Genomic DNA, 19,455 nt, shown 5'->3' with positions numbered 1-19,455 from the left:
CCCGCGCCGGTGGTGCTGGTCCTCCCACCGGCTATCCGCGCGGGGGCGGGTTCAACCCGATCCGTCGAGAACGGCTTCGACGACGCTCGACGCGGACCGGGTCCCGATGCAGCGCACGACGCGCAATCCCGCCCGGGAGAGCAGGTCTTCGTACTCCGCGGCGGTGCGCTCGCGCCCGCGGGTGAGCGCGAGCATGATCAGGTCGAGCCGTTTGCCGAGGTGCGGTTCGTCGCCCGCGGGCAGCACCTTCTCGACGACGAGCAACCTGCTGCGGGCGGTCATGGCCCGGGCGCAGGTGCGCAGGATGCGCACGCAGGTGTCGTCGTCCCAGTCGTGCAGGACCCGGGACAGCAGGTAGGCGTCCGCGCCGGTGGGGACGGACTCGAAGAAGTCACCGGCGATCACCTCGCACCGGTCGGCGAACCCGGCGTCGGCGAGGTGGCGCCGCGCGTGACCGGTGACCTCCGGCAGGTCGAGGAGCGCACCGCGCAGGTGCGGGTGCCGGGCGAGGACCTCCAGCAGCACGGTGCCGATCCCGCCGCCGACGTCGACGAGCCGTTCGACCCGGGCGAAGTCGTAGGCCTCGGCGACCGCGGCCGGTTCGTCCCCGTGGGTGGCGATCATCATCCGGTTGAACCGCGCCGCGTCCCGCGGGCGCTGCGCCATCAGCGCGAAGAACGGTCGGCCGTAGGCGATCTCGGGCCCGGTCCGCTCGTCGGCGATGCGCTGGGGGAGCACCTCCAGCGCGTTCCAGAACAGCTCGCCCTGCATGGTCAGCACCATCTCCCTGGTCCCGGACGGGTGGCCCCGCTGCAGGGCCCGCCCGGTGTCGGTGAGCGCGAACCGCTGGTCGGCCTCGGTGCGCAGCAGCCCGGTGGTCGCGACCGCGCGCAGGACCTGGTGCAGCGGAACCGGCCGGACGCGCAGCTCGGCGGCGAGGTCTGCCGCCGACCTCGGACCCCCGCCCAGCCGGTCGGGCACACCGAGGTCGACGAGCAGGTAGATCGCGCGGGCGAGGAACGCGGAGTGCATCGCGTCCAGCACGGCGGGCGGCGTTCGCATCGTCATCTCCCCTCGATGGCGTCGCGGACCGCGGCGAACTTCGCCTCGCTCTCCCGCACCTCCGCGTCCGGATCGGAGTCGGCGATCAACCCGCACCCGGCGAACAACCGCGCCCGCCGACCGGTCAACCGCGCGCAGCGCAGGGCGATGCCGAGCTCGCCGTCCCCAGCGGCGTCGACCCAGCCGACCGGGCCCGCGTACCCGCCGCGGTCCAGCCCTTCCAGCTCGGCGATCAGCCGGAGCGCCGCGTCCCGCGGCGTGCCGCCGACCGCCGCGGTCGGGTGCACCGCCCGGGCGAGTTCGAACAGGCCGGTGGTGGTGCGCGCGACGACGTCGGTCGCGAGGTGGCTGATGTTGCGCAGGTGCAGCTCGGACGGCCCGGAGGTGCGCACCTCGGTGCAGTGCGGGGCGGTGGCCGAGACCAGCGAGGCGACCGCGTAGTGGTGCTCGTCGAGGTGCTGCCGGGAGGTCAGCAGGTCGTGCCCGGTCCAGCTGCTCCCGGCCAGGACCCGGGAGGTCATCCGGTCGCCCTCCCGGCGCAGCAGCATCTCCGGCGTCGCGCCGACCAGGTCGTCGACCGCGAAGGTCCAGCACTGCGGGTGGCGGGAGGTCAGCTCCTCGATGAGGAAGCGCGGGTCGAGGGGTTCGTCCGCTTCGGCCACCAGATCGCGCGCGAGCACGACCTTGTCCAGCTCTCCGGAGCGCATCCGCCGCACCGCCTCGGCCACCGCCGCCCGCCACCGCGGTGCGGGCAGGCGCCCGTCGTGCCAGCGGACGGCGGCAGGCCGCGCGACCGGGACGAAGACCTCGGCCGGTGCCGCGCCGATGGTGGTGGTCCTGGCCCGGCCACCGGTGCAGCGCACCAGCACGCGCGGGACGACCAGCACCGACCGCCCTCGCTCGTCGAAGGAGAAGCTGGCGAAGGCGACGGCGTGCGCGGCGTCGCCGTCCAGCCGCTCGACGAAGGCCCGCCACGCCGCGGCCGCGCGGTCGAACCTGTCCGGTCCGGCGACCTCGATCCGGGCGGCCTCGCCCCAGCCGATCAGACCGGCACCGCCCCGCAGCCAGCACACCACACCGCGCGGGGACGGTGGCAGCGCCCAGAGCTCGTCGGTGCGGTCGAACTCCTCGACGCGGACCGCCAGGTCCGGGAGCAGCGTCGTCATTGTCGATCCCCGTTCAGATCAGCTCGGTGATGTTCGGCGCCACCCCGAGCAGTGCGCGGCCGAAGAGCTCCGCGCAGGTCGCCGGGGCGGCTACCGCGTGCCGAGCGGCGGTGTGGATGTCGCGCAGATAGCCCTGCAGCGGGTGGTCGTCGGCCAGCGCCGATGCGCCGGAGGCGGTGATGAGGTCGTCCACCGCCTCCAGGCACAGCTGGACGGCGTGCCCGGTGTGCTGGCGGATGCGGGCTCGGGTCACGTGGTCGGGGTGGGTGCCCGCCGCGGCGTGCCCGTCGACGGTGGCGGCCGAGCGGTCGGCGATCATCCCCACCAGGTCGACGTTCGTCGCGGCCCGCGCGACGGCGAGCTGGAACGCGGTGGAATCGCTGCGCTTCCCGTAGCGCGTGAAGGCGATCCCCTTCGCGTCGGCCTGCGCCACGACGTGCTCCAAGACCGCTGCGGCGATCCCCAGGAACGGTGCGATCATGTACGTCGCCAGCGTGGGCATCAGCGCCGACCGGTAGCGGGGCTCGTCCGTGCTGCGGATACCGTCGACGGCGGGACCGAGCGCGAGCACCCGGTGGTCCGGCACGAAGACGTCCTTCCCGACCAGCCGGTTGCTCCCGGTCGCCCGCATCCCGAGCGTGAACCAGGTGTCCGACGCGCTCAGCTCGCCCATCGGCACCAGGGCGAGCCCGGGAGCGCCGTCCTCCAGCGGGAACCCCAGCAGCGCCCACGACGAGTGCAGGCACCCCGAAGCGGGGGCCCAGCCCCCGTCGAGCACCCAACCGCCGGGCACCCGGCGCGATGTCGCGTGCGGGGTCAGCACCGTGCACACCCGGGCGTCCGGCCCGTCGGCGTAAAGCTCCTCCTGCGCGGCTGGCTGGAACAGGCCGGTGAGCCAGGCGCCGGAGCCGAGGATCATCACCACCCAACCGGCCGAGGGATCGGCCTTGGCGATCTCGCTGGTCGCCGCCATGATGCTCGGCAGATCGCTCTCGCCACCGCCGAACCGGCGCGGCACCAGGGCGCGCAGCAACCCGGCGTCGGTGAGCGCCCCGACCGTCTCGTCGGTGAGTCGGCGTCGCCGATCGCCGGTGGCGCGGTGCTGTTCGAGGACTTGGCGGAGCGCGGCGCTGCGTCGCGCGAGATCCGGGTTCGCGATCAAGTCCTGTTCCTCTCGTCCGGCCTGCGCTCAGCTCGGTGCGACCACATCGCGCACGCGCCCGACCGCGCGCCGGGCCGCTGACTCGACGGCGTTCTGCAACTTCTCGTGCAGTGCACGGCGATCGGCCCGGTCCACCAGCACCTCGACGACCCGCAGACCACCTCCCGAGCACAGCGCGCCCACGAGGTCGTCCAGGTCGCCGACGCGGGTGTGCGCGACCCCGGCCGCGGCGCACACGTGCCGCAGATCGGCGTGCTGCGGGGTGCCGAAGATCCGCTCGAACGCCGCCGCGTGGGCGGGGGCGCCCTGCTCCAGCAGCGCGAAGATGCTCCCGCCGTCGTCGTTGGCCACGACCAGCGCCAGGTCCGGCCGCGGCTCGTCCGGACCGGCGAACAGCCCGTTGGAGTCGTGCAGGAACGTGAGGTCGCCGAGCAGCGCGTAGCTGGGGCCGGGGTGGACCAGCGCGGCGCCGATCGCGGTCGAGACGACCCCGTCGATGCCCGCCACGCCGCGGTTCGCCAGCACCTCGACGTCGGCGCGCGGCTCGGCCCCCAGCGCGAGGTCCCGGATCGCGTTGGACGGACCGGCGAACACCTGCGAACCGGAGGGAACCGCTGCCAGCAGCGCCCGGGCCAACACCGGTCCGCTCATCCGCGCGCCGGAGCCGAGCGCGGAGTCGAGCGCCCTGCAGGCCATCCGGTCCGCCTTCTGCCACGCAGCGCCGAAACCGGGTTCCGGGGACCAGTTCGCGGGCACACCGCCCACCGCGCGGACCGACCCCGGCACATCCGTCCACAGCGGACGGATGCGGCCGGAGGACACCGGTGGCACCGCGAAGACCGCGACGCGGTCGTCGGCGAGCAACCGCTGCACGGACCGGTGCAGGGTCGGCCTGCCGAGCACCACGACCTGCTCCGGCAGCAGACGAGGTGCACGTCCGTCCAGCGCGGCCGGGAGCAGCAGCGGTCCGGAGCGCAGCGACCGGGACCACAGCGGCGAACCGGGTTCGGCGAGGACGGGCAGCTGCGGCGGCACCGGTCCGGTCCCGCCCTGGCCCGCCACGACTAGCGTCGGTGCGGCCGGGTCGAGCGGCAGCGGCGCGGTGAACTCGCCACCCGTCGGCACCGCGCACCAGGGCGCGCCGGCCGGTCTGCCCGGGTCACCGCCCGGGTGGTCGGGCACCAGCGGGTCGCGCAGCGGCACGTTCAGCTGCACCGGGCCCGGGCTGCCGGACAGCGAGCCCAGCGCGGCGGCGACCACCCGATCCACAGTGGACCGGCAGCGCGGCGCTGCCGCCCCGGCGGAGATCTCGGCGAAGTGGCGCACCGCGGTGCCGAACAGGCGGTGCTGGTCGACGGTCTGGCCCGCACCGGTGTCGCGCAGCTCGACCGGCCGGTCGGCGGTGATCGCCAGCAGCGGAGTCCCGGAGCGGTCGGCCTCCAGCACCGCCGGGTGCAGGTTCGCCGCCGCGGTCCCCGACGTGCACACCACGGGCACCGGGCGTTGCGCGCGCATCGCGATGCCCAGCGCCAGGAACGCCGCACTGCGCTCGTCGATCCGCACGTGCAGCCGCAGGAGCCGCGCGGTGTCCGCCGCGTGCAGGGCGAAGGCCAGCGGTGCGTTCCGCGATCCCGGGCACAGCACGGCATCCCGCACACCGCAGCGGACCAGTTCGTCCACGATGGAGGTGGCCAGGGCCGTCGACGGATTCATAGCCGGTGAACCTACGTCGCCGGTCGGATCCCGAGTGTGAACCAGCGGTTACGGTGTGCTCACGCGATCGTTCGTTACGCGCGGAGGGGCACTTTTCCCGCGCGGAACACCGGGTTCACCGGCCGGTGCCCGCCGGGCTGATCTACTCCACGCCGCGTCGGCGAGATCGGCGGTGCCCGAGCACGGCGGCCGGCGCGGAGGTCCGGGCGGGGCGTCCCGCCGGAACCGGATTCGCCCACACCTGAAAGGAAACCACCTCGTGCGCAACGAGAAGACCAAGCGGCGCTGCCTGCGCGCCGCCGCGACCCTGGCCGTGACCGGTGCGATGTGCGGCATCGGGGTCGGCACCGCGTCGGCCCACGAGTCGGCGCCCGAACCGGCCACCGGTGGCGTGCTCGGCGCGGTGCAGACCTCCGCGGGGGTGCTGGTGCACCACCTGGAGGAGTACCACCTGTCGCGCCCGACCTGGGAGGTGGAGAGCCTGCTGACCAGCCCGCAGGAGAACATCCGCATCCACAAGGCGATGCTGGACGACGCGATCGACCCGGTGCTCGGGCTGCTGCCCTGAGCCGTCGAAACCGCCGCGGTGGCCCGGAAACCCCCGGGTCACCGCAGCGGACACCCCACTCGGGACGGGAGAACCGATGACCACCACCGAGACCGCGGACCTGGTGCTCTCGCGGGAGGCGCAGGACCTGCTGTTCCGGGAGGCCCGCACCGCCAACAGCTTCAGCGACGAGCCGGTGACCGACGACCAGCTGCGCGCCATCCACGACCTGATGCGCTGGGCGCCGACGTCGGCGAACACCCAGCCGCTGCGGATCACCGCGCTGCGCGGAGCCGGGGCCAGGGCGAGGTTGCTGCCGCTGCTGGCGGAGGGCAACCGCGCCAAGACCGCGTCGGCGCCGATCACGCTGCTGGTGTCGGCCGACCACCGCTTCGACGCGCACCTGCCCCGGCTGCTGCCGCACGCGCCGCAGCTGCGGGAGATGTTCGCGGACCCCGAGGTGCGCGCCCGGTCCGCCGACTACAACGCGATCCTGCAGGCCGGGTACCTGATCCTGGCGATCCGGGCGGCGGGGCTCGCGGCCGGTCCGATGCTCGGCTACGACTCGGCCGGAGTGGACGCGGAGTTCTTCCCCGACGGCACCCGGCACACCGTCCTGCTGATCAACGCGGGCAAACCGGGCCCGGACCCGTGGCGCGAACGCCTGCCCCGCCTCGACTACGACGAGGTCGTATCCGTGCTCTGAGCGGCCAGCCCCTGTGCTGCGGTGCCGGTCAGGCGCGGTGGCCGACGGCGCCGTAGCAGTTGCTGCGGCTGATCTCGTCCTCGGTCGGTTCCCGGTCCGGGCGCCACTGCGGGACCGGGACGACCCCGGGCTCGACGATGGTGTAGCCGGGCAGCAGGTCGCGCACCTCCTCCGGGGTGCGCGGCTGCTCCGGGGTCGGGGTGCGCCGCATGATCTCCAGCCCGGCCGCCATCTGCTCCTCGGTCATGCCGATGCGGGAGAGGTGGCTGACGGCGGCGTAGCTGCCCGGGGCCGTGCGGTCGCGGTACTGCGCCATGACCGCGGCCGCCTCGTCGCCGGGGACGAACGGCAGCACCCCGACCGCGAGCACGGCGACGGGGCGGGAGAAGTCCAGCAGGTCGCGCACCCCGGGGGCGTCCAGGACCTCGTCGGGCCGCCGGATGTCCGCCTCGGTGATCGTGACCCGGTCCTCGTCGTCGCCGATCACGTGCCGCGCGTGGCGCACCGCGACCGGCTCGTGGTCGACGTAGGCGACCCGAGCTCCCGGCCTGCGTTCGAGGGCGATCTCGTGGACGTTGCCGACGGTCGGGATGCCGGAGCCCAGGTCGAGGAACTGCTCGATCCCGGCATCGATCAAGTAGCGCACGACGCGCCCCAGGAACGCCCGGTTGGAGCGCGCGTAGAACGCCGCGTCCGGGAAGATCTGCTGCATGTCCTCGGCCGCCCTGCGGTCCACTTCGAAGTTGTGCGAACCACCCAGCAGGAAGTCGTACATGCGCGCCGAGTTCGGCTTCGTGACGTTCACACCTTCCGGGGGCACCATGTTCTCGCTCACCGAAGTCTCCCTCCGCGGACCGGTCTGCCCGACATTCCACCCGACTCGCCGCCGGAACGCCAGAACCCGGCGACGACCGGTCGAGAGTGGACCGGTGCGCTTGGCGCCGCTTCGGGTGGTGGCCGAACGAACGGGCGCGACCACCGTCATGCCTTGCCGCGGGATGCCGTGCTCCGGGCTTTCTGCCTGATCTGCGCTGCGCGATCCCGATGCCGTCGTGCTGCTCCGGTTTTCCCCAACGTGGTGGCCAGCGCTTCGAGGTGCTGTGCGACGGGGCCTGCGGTGAGCAGGCCGCTGCCTGCGCCCGCCAGTTCGGATTCGGCCGGTTTCAGCGCTGCGTAGGTCCGTTCCAGCAGAGGCCGGTCGGCCAGGCGGACGGCCGCGGCGGCGGTGAGGCAGAGGCGGGTCTCGTGGAGGAGGTCCGGTGGCGATGGCGGGATCTCCTGCGCTGCGGCCGCAGCAGCACCGCGGTCCCCCGCGTCGAGCAGGGCGAGCGGACGCACCCAGGGCAGGAACGGCCCCCAGTCGTCGGCCAGGTCCACTGTGGTCGGTTGGTCGTCCTGGATTCGCAGGCACAGCAGGGCGAGCGGAAGCGTGCCGCGTTCGACGCCGTGCATCCCGGTGCCGGTCAGGCGTGCGGCAGCGGTTCGGTAGGCGGCTTCGGCCTCGGCGGTGCAGCCGGTGGCGGCTTCGCGGACCGCTTCGTACCACCTGGTGAACACGGCGACGAGGGGGAGTTCGTGGCGTTCGCCGAGTTCGTCGGCGGCAGCGGCGTGCTCGTCGGCCACGTCGAACTCGGCCAGCGCCGAGTGCGCCTGGACCAGGACCAGGTGGCCGAGCACCGCGAAGGTCACGAGCTCGCTCCTGGTGGCCAGGTCGACCAGCTCGCGGCCGATCCGCGCGCGGTCCGGGGCGCGGCCGGGCCGGTCGCAGGTGTGCATGAACTGGCCGTTGAGGGCGAAGGCGAGGAGTTCGGGATCGGGCAGCGCGCGGGCCAGGGACACCGCTTCGGCGGCGGCCTCGCGCCCGCGGCCCGAGCCGGTGCCGCGCAGCTCCATCGCCAGCGTGGCGAGCAGGCGCGCCCGCTCCGCGGTGCGGTGCTCGGGGACGGCGGCGAGGGTTCGCTCGGTCACCGCCACCACCTGCGCCGACATCGCCGGGTCGTCGTTCGTCGTCCAGATCCCCGGCACGTCGAACGCCCCGATCACCCGCGCCGTCGACGCGGCATCGCCCAGCGACTCCGCCGCGGTGATCGCCTCGGCCCGGTGCGTCCGCGCCGCGGTCAGGTCGCCGGTGATGGCCAGCGCTCGCACCCGGCCCATGACCAGGTCGAGCCTGGTCCGCGGCTCGTCCGCCCCGGACCGGTCGTGGGCGGCGAGCGCCGCCTCCCACAGCCGGGCGGCTTCGTGCGGCGCGAAGCGGCGTTCCGCCCGCCGGGCCGCCAGCGCCGCGTAGTGCGCTGCCCCGGCCGCCGTCGCGGTGCTCCCGGCGAGGAGGAAGTGGTGGGCGATCGCCTCGACGTCCTCGGGGCGGATGCGTTCGAGGGTCTCCGCGACCTTGGCGTGCCAGCGGCTCCGCCGCGGCCCCGACACCTCGTCGTGGACCGTGTCGCGGACCAGGGCGTGCGCGAACCGGAGCTGCTCGGCGCCGGTCTCGACCAGGAACCCCAGGAGCACGGCGGAATCGACGGCGTCCAGCACGAGTTCCTCGTCACCGGACAGCGCGACCAGCAGGTCGATGTCGACCTCGTCGCCGATGACCGCGGCCTGCCGCAGGACCGCGCGGGCGGTGCCGGGCAGCGCGTTGAGGCGGTGCCGCACGACGTCGCGGACCCCGGCGGGCACCGCGTGCAGCGCGGCGTCCCCGTCGGTGTCGAACAGCCTGGCCAGCTCCCGCGCGAAGAACGGGTTGCCGCCGCTGCGGTCGTGGATGACCCGCGCGACCTCCGCGGGGACGCTGCGCTGCGCGGTGGCGCGGGCGAGCTCGCCCACGGCCTGCCGGGACAGGCCGCCGAGGTAGATCCGGGCGGGCTCGGACCCGGCGCTGCGCCCCAGCACCTCGGCGAGACCGGGGGAGAGCTCCGTGCTGCGGTAGGTCCCCACCACCAGCACCGGCTGGTCCACGGGCTCGGTGATCAGCGCCGTGAGCTGGGCCAGCGTTTCCTCGTCGGCGCGGTGCAGGTCGTCGAGGACCAGCAGCACCGGCCGCTCGGCCGCGACCGCGGCGATGTAGGACACCACGCTGCGCCGGGCGTGGAAGCGGGCCGCGACGGCGTCGTCGGCCCCGGCGAACAACTCAGGGGCGGGCACCTGCGAGGACGCCGCGAGACCGTCGAGCAGTTGGATCCACGGCCAGGTGGCCGGTGCGCCCTCGTGCTCGGGGTTGCGACCCCACGCGGTGGTCCACCCGGCGACGGTTGGTTCCCGGAGCAGGGCTTCGACCAGGGCGGTCTTGCCCGCACCCGGCTCCCCGGCGACCAGCGCCAGGCGCAGGCCGCGCCGCTCGACGGCTTCGGACGCGGCAGAGGTCAGCTGGCCGAGCTCCCGCGCACGTCCGACCAAGCGCTGCTCGACGACCACCGGTGCCGGTTCGAGCACCGGCGCGGCGGGGAGCGCGGTGCTGAGCTGCGGGGCTTGGGCGAGGATGTCGGTTTCGAGCTTGCGCAGCTCCGGGCCCGGATCCACGCCGAGTTCGGTGACCAGCGCGGTCCTGGCGGTGCGCAGCGCTTCGAGCGCATCGCGCTGGCGGCCCGCCTGGTACAGGGCGACGGCCAGCAGGTGCCAGGCGTGCTCGCGCCACGGGTGCTCGGAGACGTGCGCACGCATGTCGGCGGCAACATCGGGAGCGCGACCGAGGGCGAGCGCGGCCTCGGCACGCCGCTCCACGGCGAGGAGCCGCAGTTCGTCGAGCCGGGTCACCTCCGCGCGGGCCCAGTGCTGCTCGGCGAACTCGGAGTAGGCAGGTCCGCGCCACGCGGACAAAGCCGCCTCGACGCGGGCCAGGGCGGCCTCGGCCCGGCCGCTGGCCAGCAGCTCACCGGACTCGGCCACCGCGTCCTCGAACCGCCAGGCGTCCACGGCGTCGGCCCGCAGTGCGTAGCCGGGGGATTCGGTGACCAGCAGCCGCGCCGGGGTCCGGGGCGGCCGGTCGGGTTCGAGCGCGCGGCGCAGCGTCGCGACGAACGACTGGACCGCCCCCACCGCACCGGCGGGCGGGTCGTCCCACAGGTCGTCGACGAGCATCCCGACCGGGACCACGCGGCCCCGGGCGACCAGCAGCCGGGCCAGCACCGCGCGGTGCCGCGGGCCGCGCAGGTCGACCGCGCGACCGCCGTCCTCGGCCACCACCGGGCCGAGCACCCCGAACCACACCACTGCGACGGCTCACCTCCGCACCAACCCTAGACAACCGGCCCCGATCCGCCGGTGGAGGTGCTGGTCAGCGGCTGCTGATCGGTTGCTGATCGGCGGTGCGCAGGCTGCGGGGAGGTGACCGCCTGCGGAGGCGGTCCGGATCGAGGAGGACGACGTGCGGATCAACGGCTTCGACTACCAGCGGGTCACCGTCGCGGAGGGGGTGGCGCTCAACGCGGCGGTCGGCGGCTCCGGCAGCCCGGTCGTGCTGCTGCACGGGTTCCCGCAGACCCACCTGATGTGGCGGCACGTGGCCGCCGACCTGGCGGCAGACCACACCGTGATCGTCCCCGACCTGCGCGGCTACGGAGACAGCGACAAGCCCGCGGACACCGACGGCACGACCTACGCCAAGCGCACCGCGGCGGCCGACGTGGTCGCCCTCGCCCGCGCCTTCGGCCACGAGCGCTTCGCGCTCGCCGGGCACGACCGGGGCGCGCTGGTGGCGATCCGGGCGGGACTCGACCACCCGGAGCGGATCAGCCACCTGGCGGTTCTGGACGTCCTGCCCACGCTGGACATGTGGGACGTGCTGCACGGGACCTCCGCGGCGGTCGGCTTCCACCTCTACCTGATGGCCCAGCCGCCGGGCCTGCCCGAGCAGCTGATCGCGGGTAGCGCGGACGCGTTCTTCGGGCACTTCCTGGACATCTGGGTCAAGGACCCGGGCGCGATCCCCGCCGAGGTGCGGGAGGCCTACCTCGCGGCCTCCCGCGCGGCGATCCCGTCGATCGTCGCGGACTACCGGGCGTCGGCGCACATCGACGTGGAGCACGATGCGCAGGACCGCGAAGCCGGGAACCGGCTGCGGATGCCGGTGACCGTGCTGCAGCAGGACTGGGGCGCGGCGCTGGGGTACGACGCCGAGGCGCTCTGGGGCGGGTGGGCCAGCGATCTGGACCACCGCACGGTGTCCTGCGGGCACTTCATGGCCGAGGAATCGCCGTCGGAGGTGGTCAAGGCGCTGCGCGACCTGATCGCGCGGTAGGCCGCGGCACCCGCCTACGACCGGGGGCCGACCCGGAGTACGACTCGCGGACCACCGGGGAACCAGTGCCGGGGATGATGTGGGGGTACGCGGCGCGGCACTACCTTCGTGCTCGAAGGTGGTCGTGGGCGAAGGAACCGCGACCGGGTACGACACGCGCCGCGGGCGCGGACAGGAGAGCGCGCAAGATGCACGCATTGGTCCAGCAGGCCTCCCTCGCCGCCGAGACCGGGGGATTCGAGAGCGGGATGTTCCTCTTGTTGGCCGCCATCCCGCTGCTGGCCTACGCGGCGCTGGTCATCGGTGCGGTGATCAGCGTCCTCGGTTCGGAGCACACATTCGGCATGAAGGTCGTCTGGATCATCTTCGTGTGCGTGGCCCCGTTCCTCGGCAGCATCCTGTGGTTCCTGGTGGGGCGTTCGAACGCCCGCAGGACCGCGTGACCCGAAGCACCGCGCCCCGGCGGGCGGTTGGCACGATGACGATCATCGCGACCGCCTGCCGGGGCGTTCGCCTGCTCGGCGGAAGACGAACTCGCCGGGCCGCGATCGTGCGGTACGGTGGCGGCATCGCGCCCGGTGCGGTGTCGATGGTGTGCCGGGAAGCCTGGTCGGCGTGGCGGAGGAAGCTGTTCTGGGAGGACCTGTCATGCCGCGGAACGTGCGCACACCCGACATCGGCGCCGGTCCGGGGACGTTCTCTCGGTAGCAGGGCGGCGTTTCGAAGCGCCGGGATCGCCGCGACGTCCCGGTTCGGCGCACTCCAGGTCATCCCGGTGCGCTCGATCGACCGCTGCGGCGAGGTCTTGGTGGAGGAGGACTCGCAAGCATGGGCAACGCGGCCGCTCGCACCGCCGTCGGGCCGACGGCGCTCGTCGCCATCGACCAGCACGAGGAGATCCCGCTGGTCCGCGACAAGCTCGCCCACCGGATGCTGCCGCCCGGCGCGAAGGTCGTCGCCGGGCTGAGCGCACTGCGGCCGGTGCGCTGGGCGGTGGTCCGCGCGGCGGAGAAGAAGGTCCCGGGGTTGTGGTCGAGCCTGCTGTGCCGCAAGCGCTACATCGACGACCAGCTGCGCACCGCCGCGGACGACGGCATCGACGCGGTGGTCCTGCTCGGCGCGGGGCTGGACACCCGCGCCTACCGGCTGCCGCAGCTGGCCGCGATGCCCTGCTACGAGGTCGACCTGCCGAAGAACACCGCCCGCAAGCGCGCGGCCGTGCAGAAGCTCTGCGGCAAGGTCCCCGACCACGTCCGGCTGGTGCCGGTAGACTTCGAGGCCGAGGACCTCGGCGAGGTGCTGGCGGCGCACGGCTGCACCGCCGACCGGCGGCCGTTCTTCGTCTGGGAGGGCGTGACGCAGTACCTGACGGAGTCCGCGGTGCGCCGGACGTTCGACTTCCTGGCCGGTGCGCGGACCGGCAGCCGGTTGGCGTTCACCTTCGTGCGCGCGGACTTCCTGGACGGCACGGCCGTGCGAGGTGCCGAAGCGCTGCACCGGGAGTACGTGGTCAAGCGCGGGTTGTGGAAGTTCGGCTGGGCGCCGGAGGAGGTCGCCGGGTTCCTCGCCGAGCACGGCTGGCGGCAGGTCGAGCAGGTCGGCCCGCCGGAGTTCGCCGCCCGCTACCTCAAGCCCGCCGGGAGGCCGCCGATCGCGTCCGAAGTGGAGCTGTCGGTGCTGGCCGAGAAGGTCTGACCCGCGCTCAGGGCGCGGCTTCGCGCAGCGCGGGGAGCAGTTCGCGGTGCGCGAAGTCGAAGAAGCCCCGCCGGTTCGCGTCCACGTCGATCTGGACGACCGCGAGATCGGTGAACCCGGCCTTCCAGAAGTTCGCCGCCGCTTCGACGATCGGGGCGACCTCCGGGCCGCAGGGGATCGACGCCGTGATGTCCTCGGTGCGCGCGAACCGGGTCGCCGCGGCGAACGACGCCGGGCCGGGCAGCTCGGAGTTGACCTTCCAGCCGCCGGCGAACCACCGGAACTGCTGCCAGGCGCGCTCGACGGCCGCCTCCCGGTCGGTCGACCAGGCGATCGGCAGCTGCCCGATCTTGCGCGAATCCCCGTTCCCCGCAGCCGAATCCCAGCCCTGGCAGAGCTGGCTGCTGGGTTCGACCGCGATCATCGCATCGGACAGCTCGGCGAACAGCCGGACCGACTGCGCACCGGAAACGGCGGTGGCCACCGGGACGCGCCGCGCGGGCAGGTCCCACAGCTTCGCCGAGTCGACCCGGTAGTGCCGCCCGGTGTAGTCGACGTGACCGCCGTCGAAGAGCGCACCGATGATGTGCAGCGCCTCGACGAGCATCTCGTGCCGCACGTTGACCGGTGGCCAACCGCGGCCGACGACGTGCTCGTTGAGGTTCTCGCCGGAACCGACGCCCAGCACGAAGCGGTCGCCGGAGAGCAGGCCGACCGTGGCGGCCTTCTGCGCCACCACCGCCGGGTGGTAGCGGATGATCGGCGCGGTGACGTAGGTCATCAGCTCGACCCGCTCGGTGACCTGGGTGACCGCGCCGAGCACGCTCCAGGCGTACGGCGCGTGCCCCTGCTCCTCCAGCCACGGGAAGTAGTGGTCGCTGATCACCTCGAAGTCGAACCCGGCCCGCTCGGCGGCCGCGGCCTGCGCCACCAGCTCCCGGGGGCCGGACTGCTCGGTCATCAGCGTGCACCCGAATCGGACCATGCCCCCAGGCTGGCACGCGTCGCCGGTGCTCGCCCGTCGGCGCGTCGGCCCGCATGTTCTTGCGCCGCGCGGGGAATGCCGGGAGGTGGCGAACGCGAACAGGAGGCGAGATGTCCCCGCGGGAACTCCCCATCATCGACTACGACAGCATCCCGGTCGGTTCGTTGCAGCACCGCATCCGGTCGCTCGACGCCGACGAGATCCAGCAGCTGCTCGACCACGAGCGAGCGCACAACGACCGCGTCCAGGTGTGCGAGATCCTGGAGAACCGGTTGGCCGAGCTGAAGTCCGGCGCGCAGCCGTCCGGCGGGGCGCAGGACACCGCGCCGGTGGAGGCCGAGGACACCCCGGCCGGTTCGCCGGTGGACCCCAGCGGCTCGCCCGAACCGATGCACCCGCCCCGGCACGGGATGGCCGGTCAGCCCGGCAAACCCAAGGCCGACCGGCCGCGACAGCAGTGAGCGCCGCGACCTCGTTTCTGCCGGGCGGTACCCGCGGGCCGGTGCGCAGCAGCGCATCCGGCTCCCGGCCGGGGGTGCCCGGGCCGGATCTCGAACGACGGAACCCGCGCAGCGCACCGCGGATTCGCGGGAAGCGCGGTAGCGGCAGGGCACCCCGCTCCACCGGTTGCCGGACATCCCCGGGGTGATCAGCGTCCCGGGCGCTCGAACCCGCACCGCCGTTTCGCCGCCACACCGGCGGGTACCTCGTTGGCGAGGTCGTCCGACCCGGCTGCCGGGGCGGGCGGGGCCAGTGTGACGGGGGTGGGGTGCGATGCCGTCGGCCGGGAAGCGGCGCCGCCGGGAGGGCCGGCGGGGCGGCGCCGAACCCGACGCGACCATTGTGGACGAAGGCCAGGTCAAGCGCGCCGTCGCGGCCGCCGCGATCGGCAACACCGTGGAGTGGTTCGACTTCGGCGTCTACAGCTACATCGCGGTGGTCATCAGCCAGGTGTTCTTCCCGGCCGCGAACCCGACCGCGCAACTGCTGTCCACCTTCGCCACGTTCGCGGTGGCGTTCCTGGTGCGCCCGCTCGGCGGGTTCTTCTTCGGGCCGCTGGGCGACCGCATCGGTCGGCGGACCGTGCTGGCCACCACGATGGTGACGATGGCGCTGGGTACGCTGTCGATCGGGCTGATCCCCAGCTACGCGACCATCGGCATCTGGGCACCGGTGCTGCTGCTGGTGGCACGGCTGGTGCAGGGGTTCTCCACGGGCGGGGAGTACGGCGGCGCGGCGACCTTCGTCTCGGAGTACGCCCCGGACCGGCGCCGCGGTTTCATGGCGTCGTGGCTGGAGTTCGGCACCCTGACCGGCTACTCGCTGGGCGCGGGGCTGGTCACCCTGCTGACCGTGGCGATGTCCCCGCAGGACCTGCTGACCTGGGGGTGGCGGATCCCGTTCCTGCTGGCCGGACCGCTCGGCATCATCGGCCTCTACCTGCGGTTCCGGCTGGAGGAGAGCCCGGCCTACCGGGCGAGCTCCGGTGCGCAGCAACCCTCGGCCACTTGGCGCGGCCTGCGCACGATCTTCGGCGAGCACTGGCGCCCGATGCTCAAGTGCATCGGGCTGGTGCTGGTGTTCAACGTGACCAACTACATGCTCACCGCGTACATGCCCACGTACCTGACCGCGGTGCTGGGCTTCCAGCACACCAGCGCGCTGTCCCTGGTGCTGGCGACGATGGTGCTGGTGATGGGCCTGATCGTGGTGCTCGGCCGGTTCTCCGACCGGATCGGGCGGCTGCCGATCGCCGGGCTGGGCAGCGCCGCCCTGGTCGTGCTGTCGTTCCCGGCGTTCCTGCTGATCGGCGTGGGCAGCACCGCGGCGGTCGTCGGAGGCCTGCTGGTCATCGGCCTGACCCTGATCTGCTTCAGCAGCACCATGCCCTCGACGCTGCCCGCGCTGTTCCCCACCGAGGTCCGCTACGGCGCGGTGTCGGTGGGGTTCAACATCTCGGTCGCGCTCTTCGGCGGGACGACGCCGCTGATCGCCGAGGCGCTCGTGGCGGCGACCGGCATGCGACCGGTGCCCGCGTTCCTGCTGGTGGTGGCGGGCGTGGTGGGCCTGGTCGCGGTGTGGGCCACGCGGGAGCCCGCCGGGCGGGCGCTGCCCGGGTCGAAGCCCACCGCCACCGACCGGGAGGAGGCCCGCGAGCGCGTCGAGGAGGAGCGCGAATCGGAGTGAACCCCGGTGTACTCCTCGGCAGCACGGGTAGCCACAGGCTGCGAAACCCGCTGGAGGGACGTGAGGGAGATGCCGCAGCGCAGCTGGACCCAGAAGCAGGAACGGCAGTACGAGCACATCAAGCAGCAGGCTCGGGAACGCGGTTCGAGCGAGGACCGGGCGAGCGAGATCGCCGCCCGCACGGTGAACAAGGACCGTGCCCAGCAGGGGCAGGCCGAGCAGCGGAGCCGGACCTCGACCCGGGACATCCCGCCGCAGCGGCGCGGCGGCCTGCGGTCGGGCAAGCGCCAGGGCCCGGGCGGCCGGACCAAGCAACAGCTCTACGACGACGCCCGCCGGGAGGGCATCAAGGGCCGGTCCAAGATGACCAAGGCCCAGCTGGAGCAGGCGCTGAACCGCAGCTAGCCCGGCACCGCGACGAGGGCGGCCACGCGCCGACGTCCTGGAGCAGCTCGTGCAGGACGTCGGCGCCGTGCTGCCCGGCGAATCGCGGGGCCGCTGGCCCCGAACACGTGCACCGAAGCAGTCCGCGCGCGGATTCTCCCGGCGCGGCAACGGGTACAGCGATGAGGACGACACGCCGACCAGGGAGTTGCTGATGCGACAGGAGAAGAACCGGCAGCGGCCGGACGAGGAGGACACCCCGGCCGACGAGCCCGTGCCGACCGGCAGCGAGCGGCGGGAGAAGCTCAACGACGACACCGAGGCCACCCTGGACGAGATCGACGACATCCTGGAGGAGAACGCAGAGGACTTCGTGCGCTCGTACGTGCAGAAGGGCGGTCAGTGACCGCGGCCCAGCAGTGGCGCCGCGAGCAGCTCCGCCACGTGGACGGGGTGCGCCCCGGTTCGGCGTGCCGGATCTGCTCGCGGCAGCTGAACTCGTAGGCGACCACCGCCGTGCTCGGGGGCGCTGAGCGCACAGCGGGGGGAGCAGAACCCGCTCCGCGCACGCCATCGACACCTCGCACTGGCCCCGCTCGAAACCGGAGTCACCGGCCAACCCGACACCAAACATCAGCGGCGCGTCGAGTCGAACCCCCGCACGGGTCGTCGGACGCTGCGACATCATCGTCCGATGTGGACTTGCCCAGCGCGCCGAACTGGATCACCAGCCAGCAGCGGCCAAGCACGAGCGTCGCCTCGGTGGCCAGCGTGCCCTCGCTGCCGACGCATCAGTCCCGGCTGCCCGGCAGGAACTCCTGGACCTTGGCCTTCACGCCCTCCCGGACCACCGACCACGCCTCGGGATCGCCCTTGAGCAGCGAGCTGGCCACCTTCTCCAGCTGGTCGAGGTCGGCGCGCGGCGGGATCGGCGGCACCGTCGGATCGGTGACGAACTCCAGCACGCACGGCCGGTCCGCGGACAGCGCCTGCTGCCAGGCCGCACCCACCTGGCCGGGATCGTCGACCCTGGTCGCCCGCAGCCCCAGCTGCTGGGCCAGCGCCGCGTACCCGACGTCCGGGATGCGCTGCGACGGGATGAACTGCGGGGCACCGCTCATCGCGCGCAGCTCCCAGGTCACCTGGTTGAGGTCGCCGTTGTTCAGCACCGCGACGACCACCCGCGGGTCCGACCACTCCCGCCAGTAGTGCGCCATGGTGATCAGCTCGTTCAGCCCGTTCATCTGCATCGCGCCGTCCCCGACCAGGGCGATCACCGGGCGGTCGGGGTGCGCGAACTTCGCCCCCGTCGCGTAGGGCGCACCGGGCCCCATCGTGGCCAGCGTCCCGGACAGCGAGGCGCGCATCCCGCGCCGGACCTTCAGGTGCCGCGCGTACCAGTTCGCCGCCGAACCGGAGTCCGAGGTCAGGATGACGTCGTCGGGCAGCAGCGGGGACAGCTCGTGGAACACCAGCTCCGGGTTCACCGGCCGCGCGTCGACGTGGGCGCGGCGGTCCATCACCTCCCACCAGGCGCGCACGCCCTCCTCGACGCTCCGCCGCCACGACCGGTCCGCCTTGCGGTGCAGCATCGGCAGCAGCGCGCTGAGCGTCCGCTGCGCGTCCCCGAGCAGGTTGACCTCGAACGGGTAGCGCATCCCGATGCGGTTCGGGTCGATGTCGATCTGCACCCCGCGCGCCTGGCCGTACTCGGGCAGGAACTGGCTGTACGGGAAGCTGGAGCCGACCATCAGCAACGTGTCGCAGTCGCGCATGAGCTGGTAGGAGGGCTTGGTGCCCAGCAGCCCGGCCGCGCCGGTGACGAACGGCAGGTCGTCGGGCAGCACGTCCTTGCCGAGCAGGGCCTTGGCCACGCCCGCGCCGAGCACGTCGGCGACCTGCTCGACCTCCTCGGCGGCGCCGCGGGCGCCCTGCCCGATCATGATCGCCACCCGCTCACCCGCGTTCAGCACGTCGGCCGCGCGCTGCAGGCTCGCCTGGTCGGGCAGCACCGAGGCGCCGGACATGCCCAGGCTGGAGGGCACCATCTTGAACTCGTGCGTCGGCGGCTCGTACTCCAGGGTCTGCACGTCCCCCGGGATGATCAGCGCGGTCACCGTGCTGCGGGCCTGCGCGGTGCGCACCGCCCGGTCCAGCACGTTCGGCAGCTGCTCGGGCACGGTCACCGTCTCCAGGTAGTCCGCGGCGACGTCCTTGTACAGCGCCATCAGGTCCACTTCCTGCTGGTAGGAGCCGCCCAGCGCGGTGCGCGCGGTCTGGCCGATCAGCGCGACCACCGGGACCCGGTCGAGCTTGGCGTCGTAGAGGCCGTTGAGCAGGTGTATCGCCCCCGGTCCCGAGGTCGCGGCGCACACCCCCACCCGCCCGGAGAACTTCGCGTACCCGACCGCCTCGAAGGCGGACAGCTCCTCGTGGCGGGACTGCACGAACCGGGGCCGGTCCCCGGCGCGCTCCCACGCGGCGAGCAGGCCGTTGATCCCGTCCCCGGCGTAGGCGAAGACGTGCTCGACGCCCCACTCGCGCAGCCGGGCCAGGATGTGATCGGCTACCAGCACTTCGGCCACCTCCTCGCTGTTGCGGCACCCCAGCGC

At 73.4% G+C, this 19,455-nt stretch carries 17 protein-coding genes; 9 read left to right on the top strand and 8 right to left on the bottom strand.

Features of this window, described 5'->3' with window-relative positions; translation table 11 throughout:
- Positions 1-51: 51 nt before the first annotated feature.
- Genes F1721_RS21960 through menD form a run of 4 tightly spaced genes read right to left on the bottom strand, consistent with a single transcriptional unit; the run spans position 52 to position 5,103 of the window.
- Positions 52-1,062, bottom strand: coding sequence for a methyltransferase (locus tag F1721_RS21960; RefSeq protein WP_170301567.1), 1,011 nt, complete (start codon positions 1,060-1,062; stop codon positions 52-54).
- 2 nt (positions 1,063-1,064) lie between these two features.
- Positions 1,065-2,228, bottom strand: a complete 1,164-nt coding sequence (locus tag F1721_RS21955) for an isochorismate synthase (RefSeq protein ID WP_150068637.1) — start codon at positions 2,226-2,228, stop codon at positions 1,065-1,067.
- A gap of 13 nt (positions 2,229-2,241) precedes the next feature.
- Positions 2,242-3,390, bottom strand: coding sequence for an acyl-CoA dehydrogenase family protein (locus F1721_RS21950; RefSeq protein ID WP_150068636.1), 1,149 nt, complete (start codon positions 3,388-3,390; stop codon positions 2,242-2,244).
- Positions 3,391-3,417: 27 nt separating this feature from the next.
- Positions 3,418-5,103 carry a 2-succinyl-5-enolpyruvyl-6-hydroxy-3-cyclohexene-1-carboxylic-acid synthase gene (gene menD, locus F1721_RS21945; protein ID WP_150068635.1) on the bottom strand — a complete coding sequence of 562 codons (1,686 nt, stop codon included), beginning with the start codon at positions 5,101-5,103 and terminating at the stop codon, positions 3,418-3,420.
- Between the two features lie 259 nt (positions 5,104-5,362).
- On the opposite strand from menD, the gene F1721_RS21940 reads away from it, so the two are divergent.
- Complete coding sequence (locus F1721_RS21940; protein WP_150068634.1) at positions 5,363-5,671, top strand: hypothetical protein; 309 nt, start codon at positions 5,363-5,365, stop codon at positions 5,669-5,671.
- A gap of 76 nt (positions 5,672-5,747) precedes the next feature.
- The gene (locus F1721_RS21935) at positions 5,748-6,356 is read left to right on the top strand and encodes a malonic semialdehyde reductase (RefSeq protein WP_150068633.1); all 609 of its coding nucleotides are present in this window, start codon (positions 5,748-5,750) and stop codon (positions 6,354-6,356) included.
- Positions 6,357-6,384: 28 nt separating this feature from the next.
- On the opposite strand, the gene F1721_RS21930 is transcribed toward F1721_RS21935, so the two are convergent.
- Both F1721_RS21930 and F1721_RS21925 read right to left on the bottom strand, forming a co-directional pair.
- Entirely contained in the window at positions 6,385-7,191 is an 807-nt protein-coding gene (locus F1721_RS21930) for an SAM-dependent methyltransferase (protein ID WP_246155238.1), read from the bottom strand.
- 146 nt (positions 7,192-7,337) lie between these two features.
- On the bottom strand, positions 7,338-10,565 hold the full coding sequence (locus F1721_RS21925) for an ATP-binding protein (RefSeq protein ID WP_246155237.1): 3,228 nt from the start codon (positions 10,563-10,565) through the stop codon (positions 7,338-7,340).
- A gap of 154 nt (positions 10,566-10,719) precedes the next feature.
- On the opposite strand from F1721_RS21925, the gene F1721_RS21920 reads away from it, so the two are divergent.
- The 3 genes from F1721_RS21920 to F1721_RS21910 all read left to right on the top strand — a co-directional run bounded on the left by F1721_RS21920 (position 10,720) and on the right by F1721_RS21910 (position 13,287).
- Positions 10,720-11,592 (top strand): alpha/beta fold hydrolase, encoded by an 873-nt coding sequence (locus F1721_RS21920; protein WP_150068632.1) that lies wholly within the window; start codon positions 10,720-10,722, stop codon positions 11,590-11,592.
- A 188-nt stretch (positions 11,593-11,780) separates the two neighbouring features.
- Positions 11,781-12,035, top strand: a complete 255-nt coding sequence (locus F1721_RS21915; RefSeq protein ID WP_150068631.1) for a PLD nuclease N-terminal domain-containing protein — start codon at positions 11,781-11,783, stop codon at positions 12,033-12,035.
- A gap of 385 nt (positions 12,036-12,420) precedes the next feature.
- Positions 12,421-13,287, top strand: a complete 867-nt coding sequence (locus F1721_RS21910) for an SAM-dependent methyltransferase (protein WP_150068630.1) — start codon at positions 12,421-12,423, stop codon at positions 13,285-13,287.
- A 7-nt stretch (positions 13,288-13,294) separates the two neighbouring features.
- On the opposite strand, the gene F1721_RS21905 is transcribed toward F1721_RS21910, so the two are convergent.
- Positions 13,295-14,272 (bottom strand): TIGR03557 family F420-dependent LLM class oxidoreductase, encoded by a 978-nt coding sequence (locus tag F1721_RS21905; RefSeq protein WP_150068629.1) that lies wholly within the window; start codon positions 14,270-14,272, stop codon positions 13,295-13,297.
- Between the two features lie 110 nt (positions 14,273-14,382).
- On the opposite strand from F1721_RS21905, the gene F1721_RS21900 reads away from it, so the two are divergent.
- The 4 genes from F1721_RS21900 to F1721_RS21885 all read left to right on the top strand — a co-directional run bounded on the left by F1721_RS21900 (position 14,383) and on the right by F1721_RS21885 (position 17,249).
- Positions 14,383-14,733 (top strand): DUF8129 domain-containing protein, encoded by a 351-nt coding sequence (locus F1721_RS21900; protein ID WP_150068628.1) that lies wholly within the window; start codon positions 14,383-14,385, stop codon positions 14,731-14,733.
- A 313-nt stretch (positions 14,734-15,046) separates the two neighbouring features.
- The gene (locus F1721_RS21895) at positions 15,047-16,459 is read left to right on the top strand and encodes an MFS transporter (RefSeq protein ID WP_150068627.1); all 1,413 of its coding nucleotides are present in this window, start codon (positions 15,047-15,049) and stop codon (positions 16,457-16,459) included.
- Positions 16,460-16,528: 69 nt separating this feature from the next.
- Entirely contained in the window at positions 16,529-16,864 is a 336-nt protein-coding gene (locus tag F1721_RS21890) for a plasmid stabilization protein (RefSeq protein ID WP_150068805.1), read from the top strand.
- A gap of 193 nt (positions 16,865-17,057) precedes the next feature.
- Positions 17,058-17,249 (top strand): ubiquitin-like protein Pup, encoded by a 192-nt coding sequence (locus F1721_RS21885; protein ID WP_150068626.1) that lies wholly within the window; start codon positions 17,058-17,060, stop codon positions 17,247-17,249.
- A gap of 385 nt (positions 17,250-17,634) precedes the next feature.
- On the opposite strand, the gene F1721_RS21880 is transcribed toward F1721_RS21885, so the two are convergent.
- Positions 17,635-19,428 (bottom strand): thiamine pyrophosphate-requiring protein, encoded by a 1,794-nt coding sequence (locus F1721_RS21880; RefSeq protein ID WP_150068804.1) that lies wholly within the window; start codon positions 19,426-19,428, stop codon positions 17,635-17,637.
- Between the last annotated feature and the right edge of the window lie 27 nt (positions 19,429-19,455).

This window comes from Saccharopolyspora hirsuta (assembly GCF_008630535.1).
Classification (GTDB): domain Bacteria; phylum Actinomycetota; class Actinomycetes; order Mycobacteriales; family Pseudonocardiaceae; genus Saccharopolyspora; species Saccharopolyspora hirsuta.
This window is presented reverse-complemented; position numbering and strand designations above follow the sequence as displayed.

Excerpts from the sequence above, each read along its gene's own strand:
- F1721_RS21900 (WP_150068628.1), top strand. The coding sequence starts at position 14,383 with ATGTCCCCGCGGGAACTCCCCATCATCGACTACGACAGCATCCCGGTC.
- F1721_RS21915 (WP_150068631.1), top strand. The coding sequence starts at position 11,781 with ATGCACGCATTGGTCCAGCAGGCCTCCCTCGCCGCCGAGACCGGGGGA.
- F1721_RS21955 (WP_150068637.1), bottom strand. The coding sequence starts at position 2,228 with ATGACGACGCTGCTCCCGGACCTGGCGGTCCGCGTCGAGGAGTTCGAC.
- F1721_RS21905 (WP_150068629.1), bottom strand. The coding sequence starts at position 14,272 with ATGGTCCGATTCGGGTGCACGCTGATGACCGAGCAGTCCGGCCCCCGG.
- F1721_RS21895 (WP_150068627.1), top strand. The coding sequence starts at position 15,047 with ATGCCGTCGGCCGGGAAGCGGCGCCGCCGGGAGGGCCGGCGGGGCGGC.
- F1721_RS21890 (WP_150068805.1), top strand. The coding sequence starts at position 16,529 with ATGCCGCAGCGCAGCTGGACCCAGAAGCAGGAACGGCAGTACGAGCAC.
- F1721_RS21885 (WP_150068626.1), top strand. The coding sequence starts at position 17,058 with ATGCGACAGGAGAAGAACCGGCAGCGGCCGGACGAGGAGGACACCCCG.
- F1721_RS21935 (WP_150068633.1), top strand. The coding sequence starts at position 5,748 with ATGACCACCACCGAGACCGCGGACCTGGTGCTCTCGCGGGAGGCGCAG.
- F1721_RS21910 (WP_150068630.1), top strand. The coding sequence starts at position 12,421 with ATGGGCAACGCGGCCGCTCGCACCGCCGTCGGGCCGACGGCGCTCGTC.
- menD (WP_150068635.1), bottom strand. The coding sequence starts at position 5,103 with ATGAATCCGTCGACGGCCCTGGCCACCTCCATCGTGGACGAACTGGTC.
- F1721_RS21960 (WP_170301567.1), bottom strand. The coding sequence starts at position 1,062 with ATGCGAACGCCGCCCGCCGTGCTGGACGCGATGCACTCCGCGTTCCTC.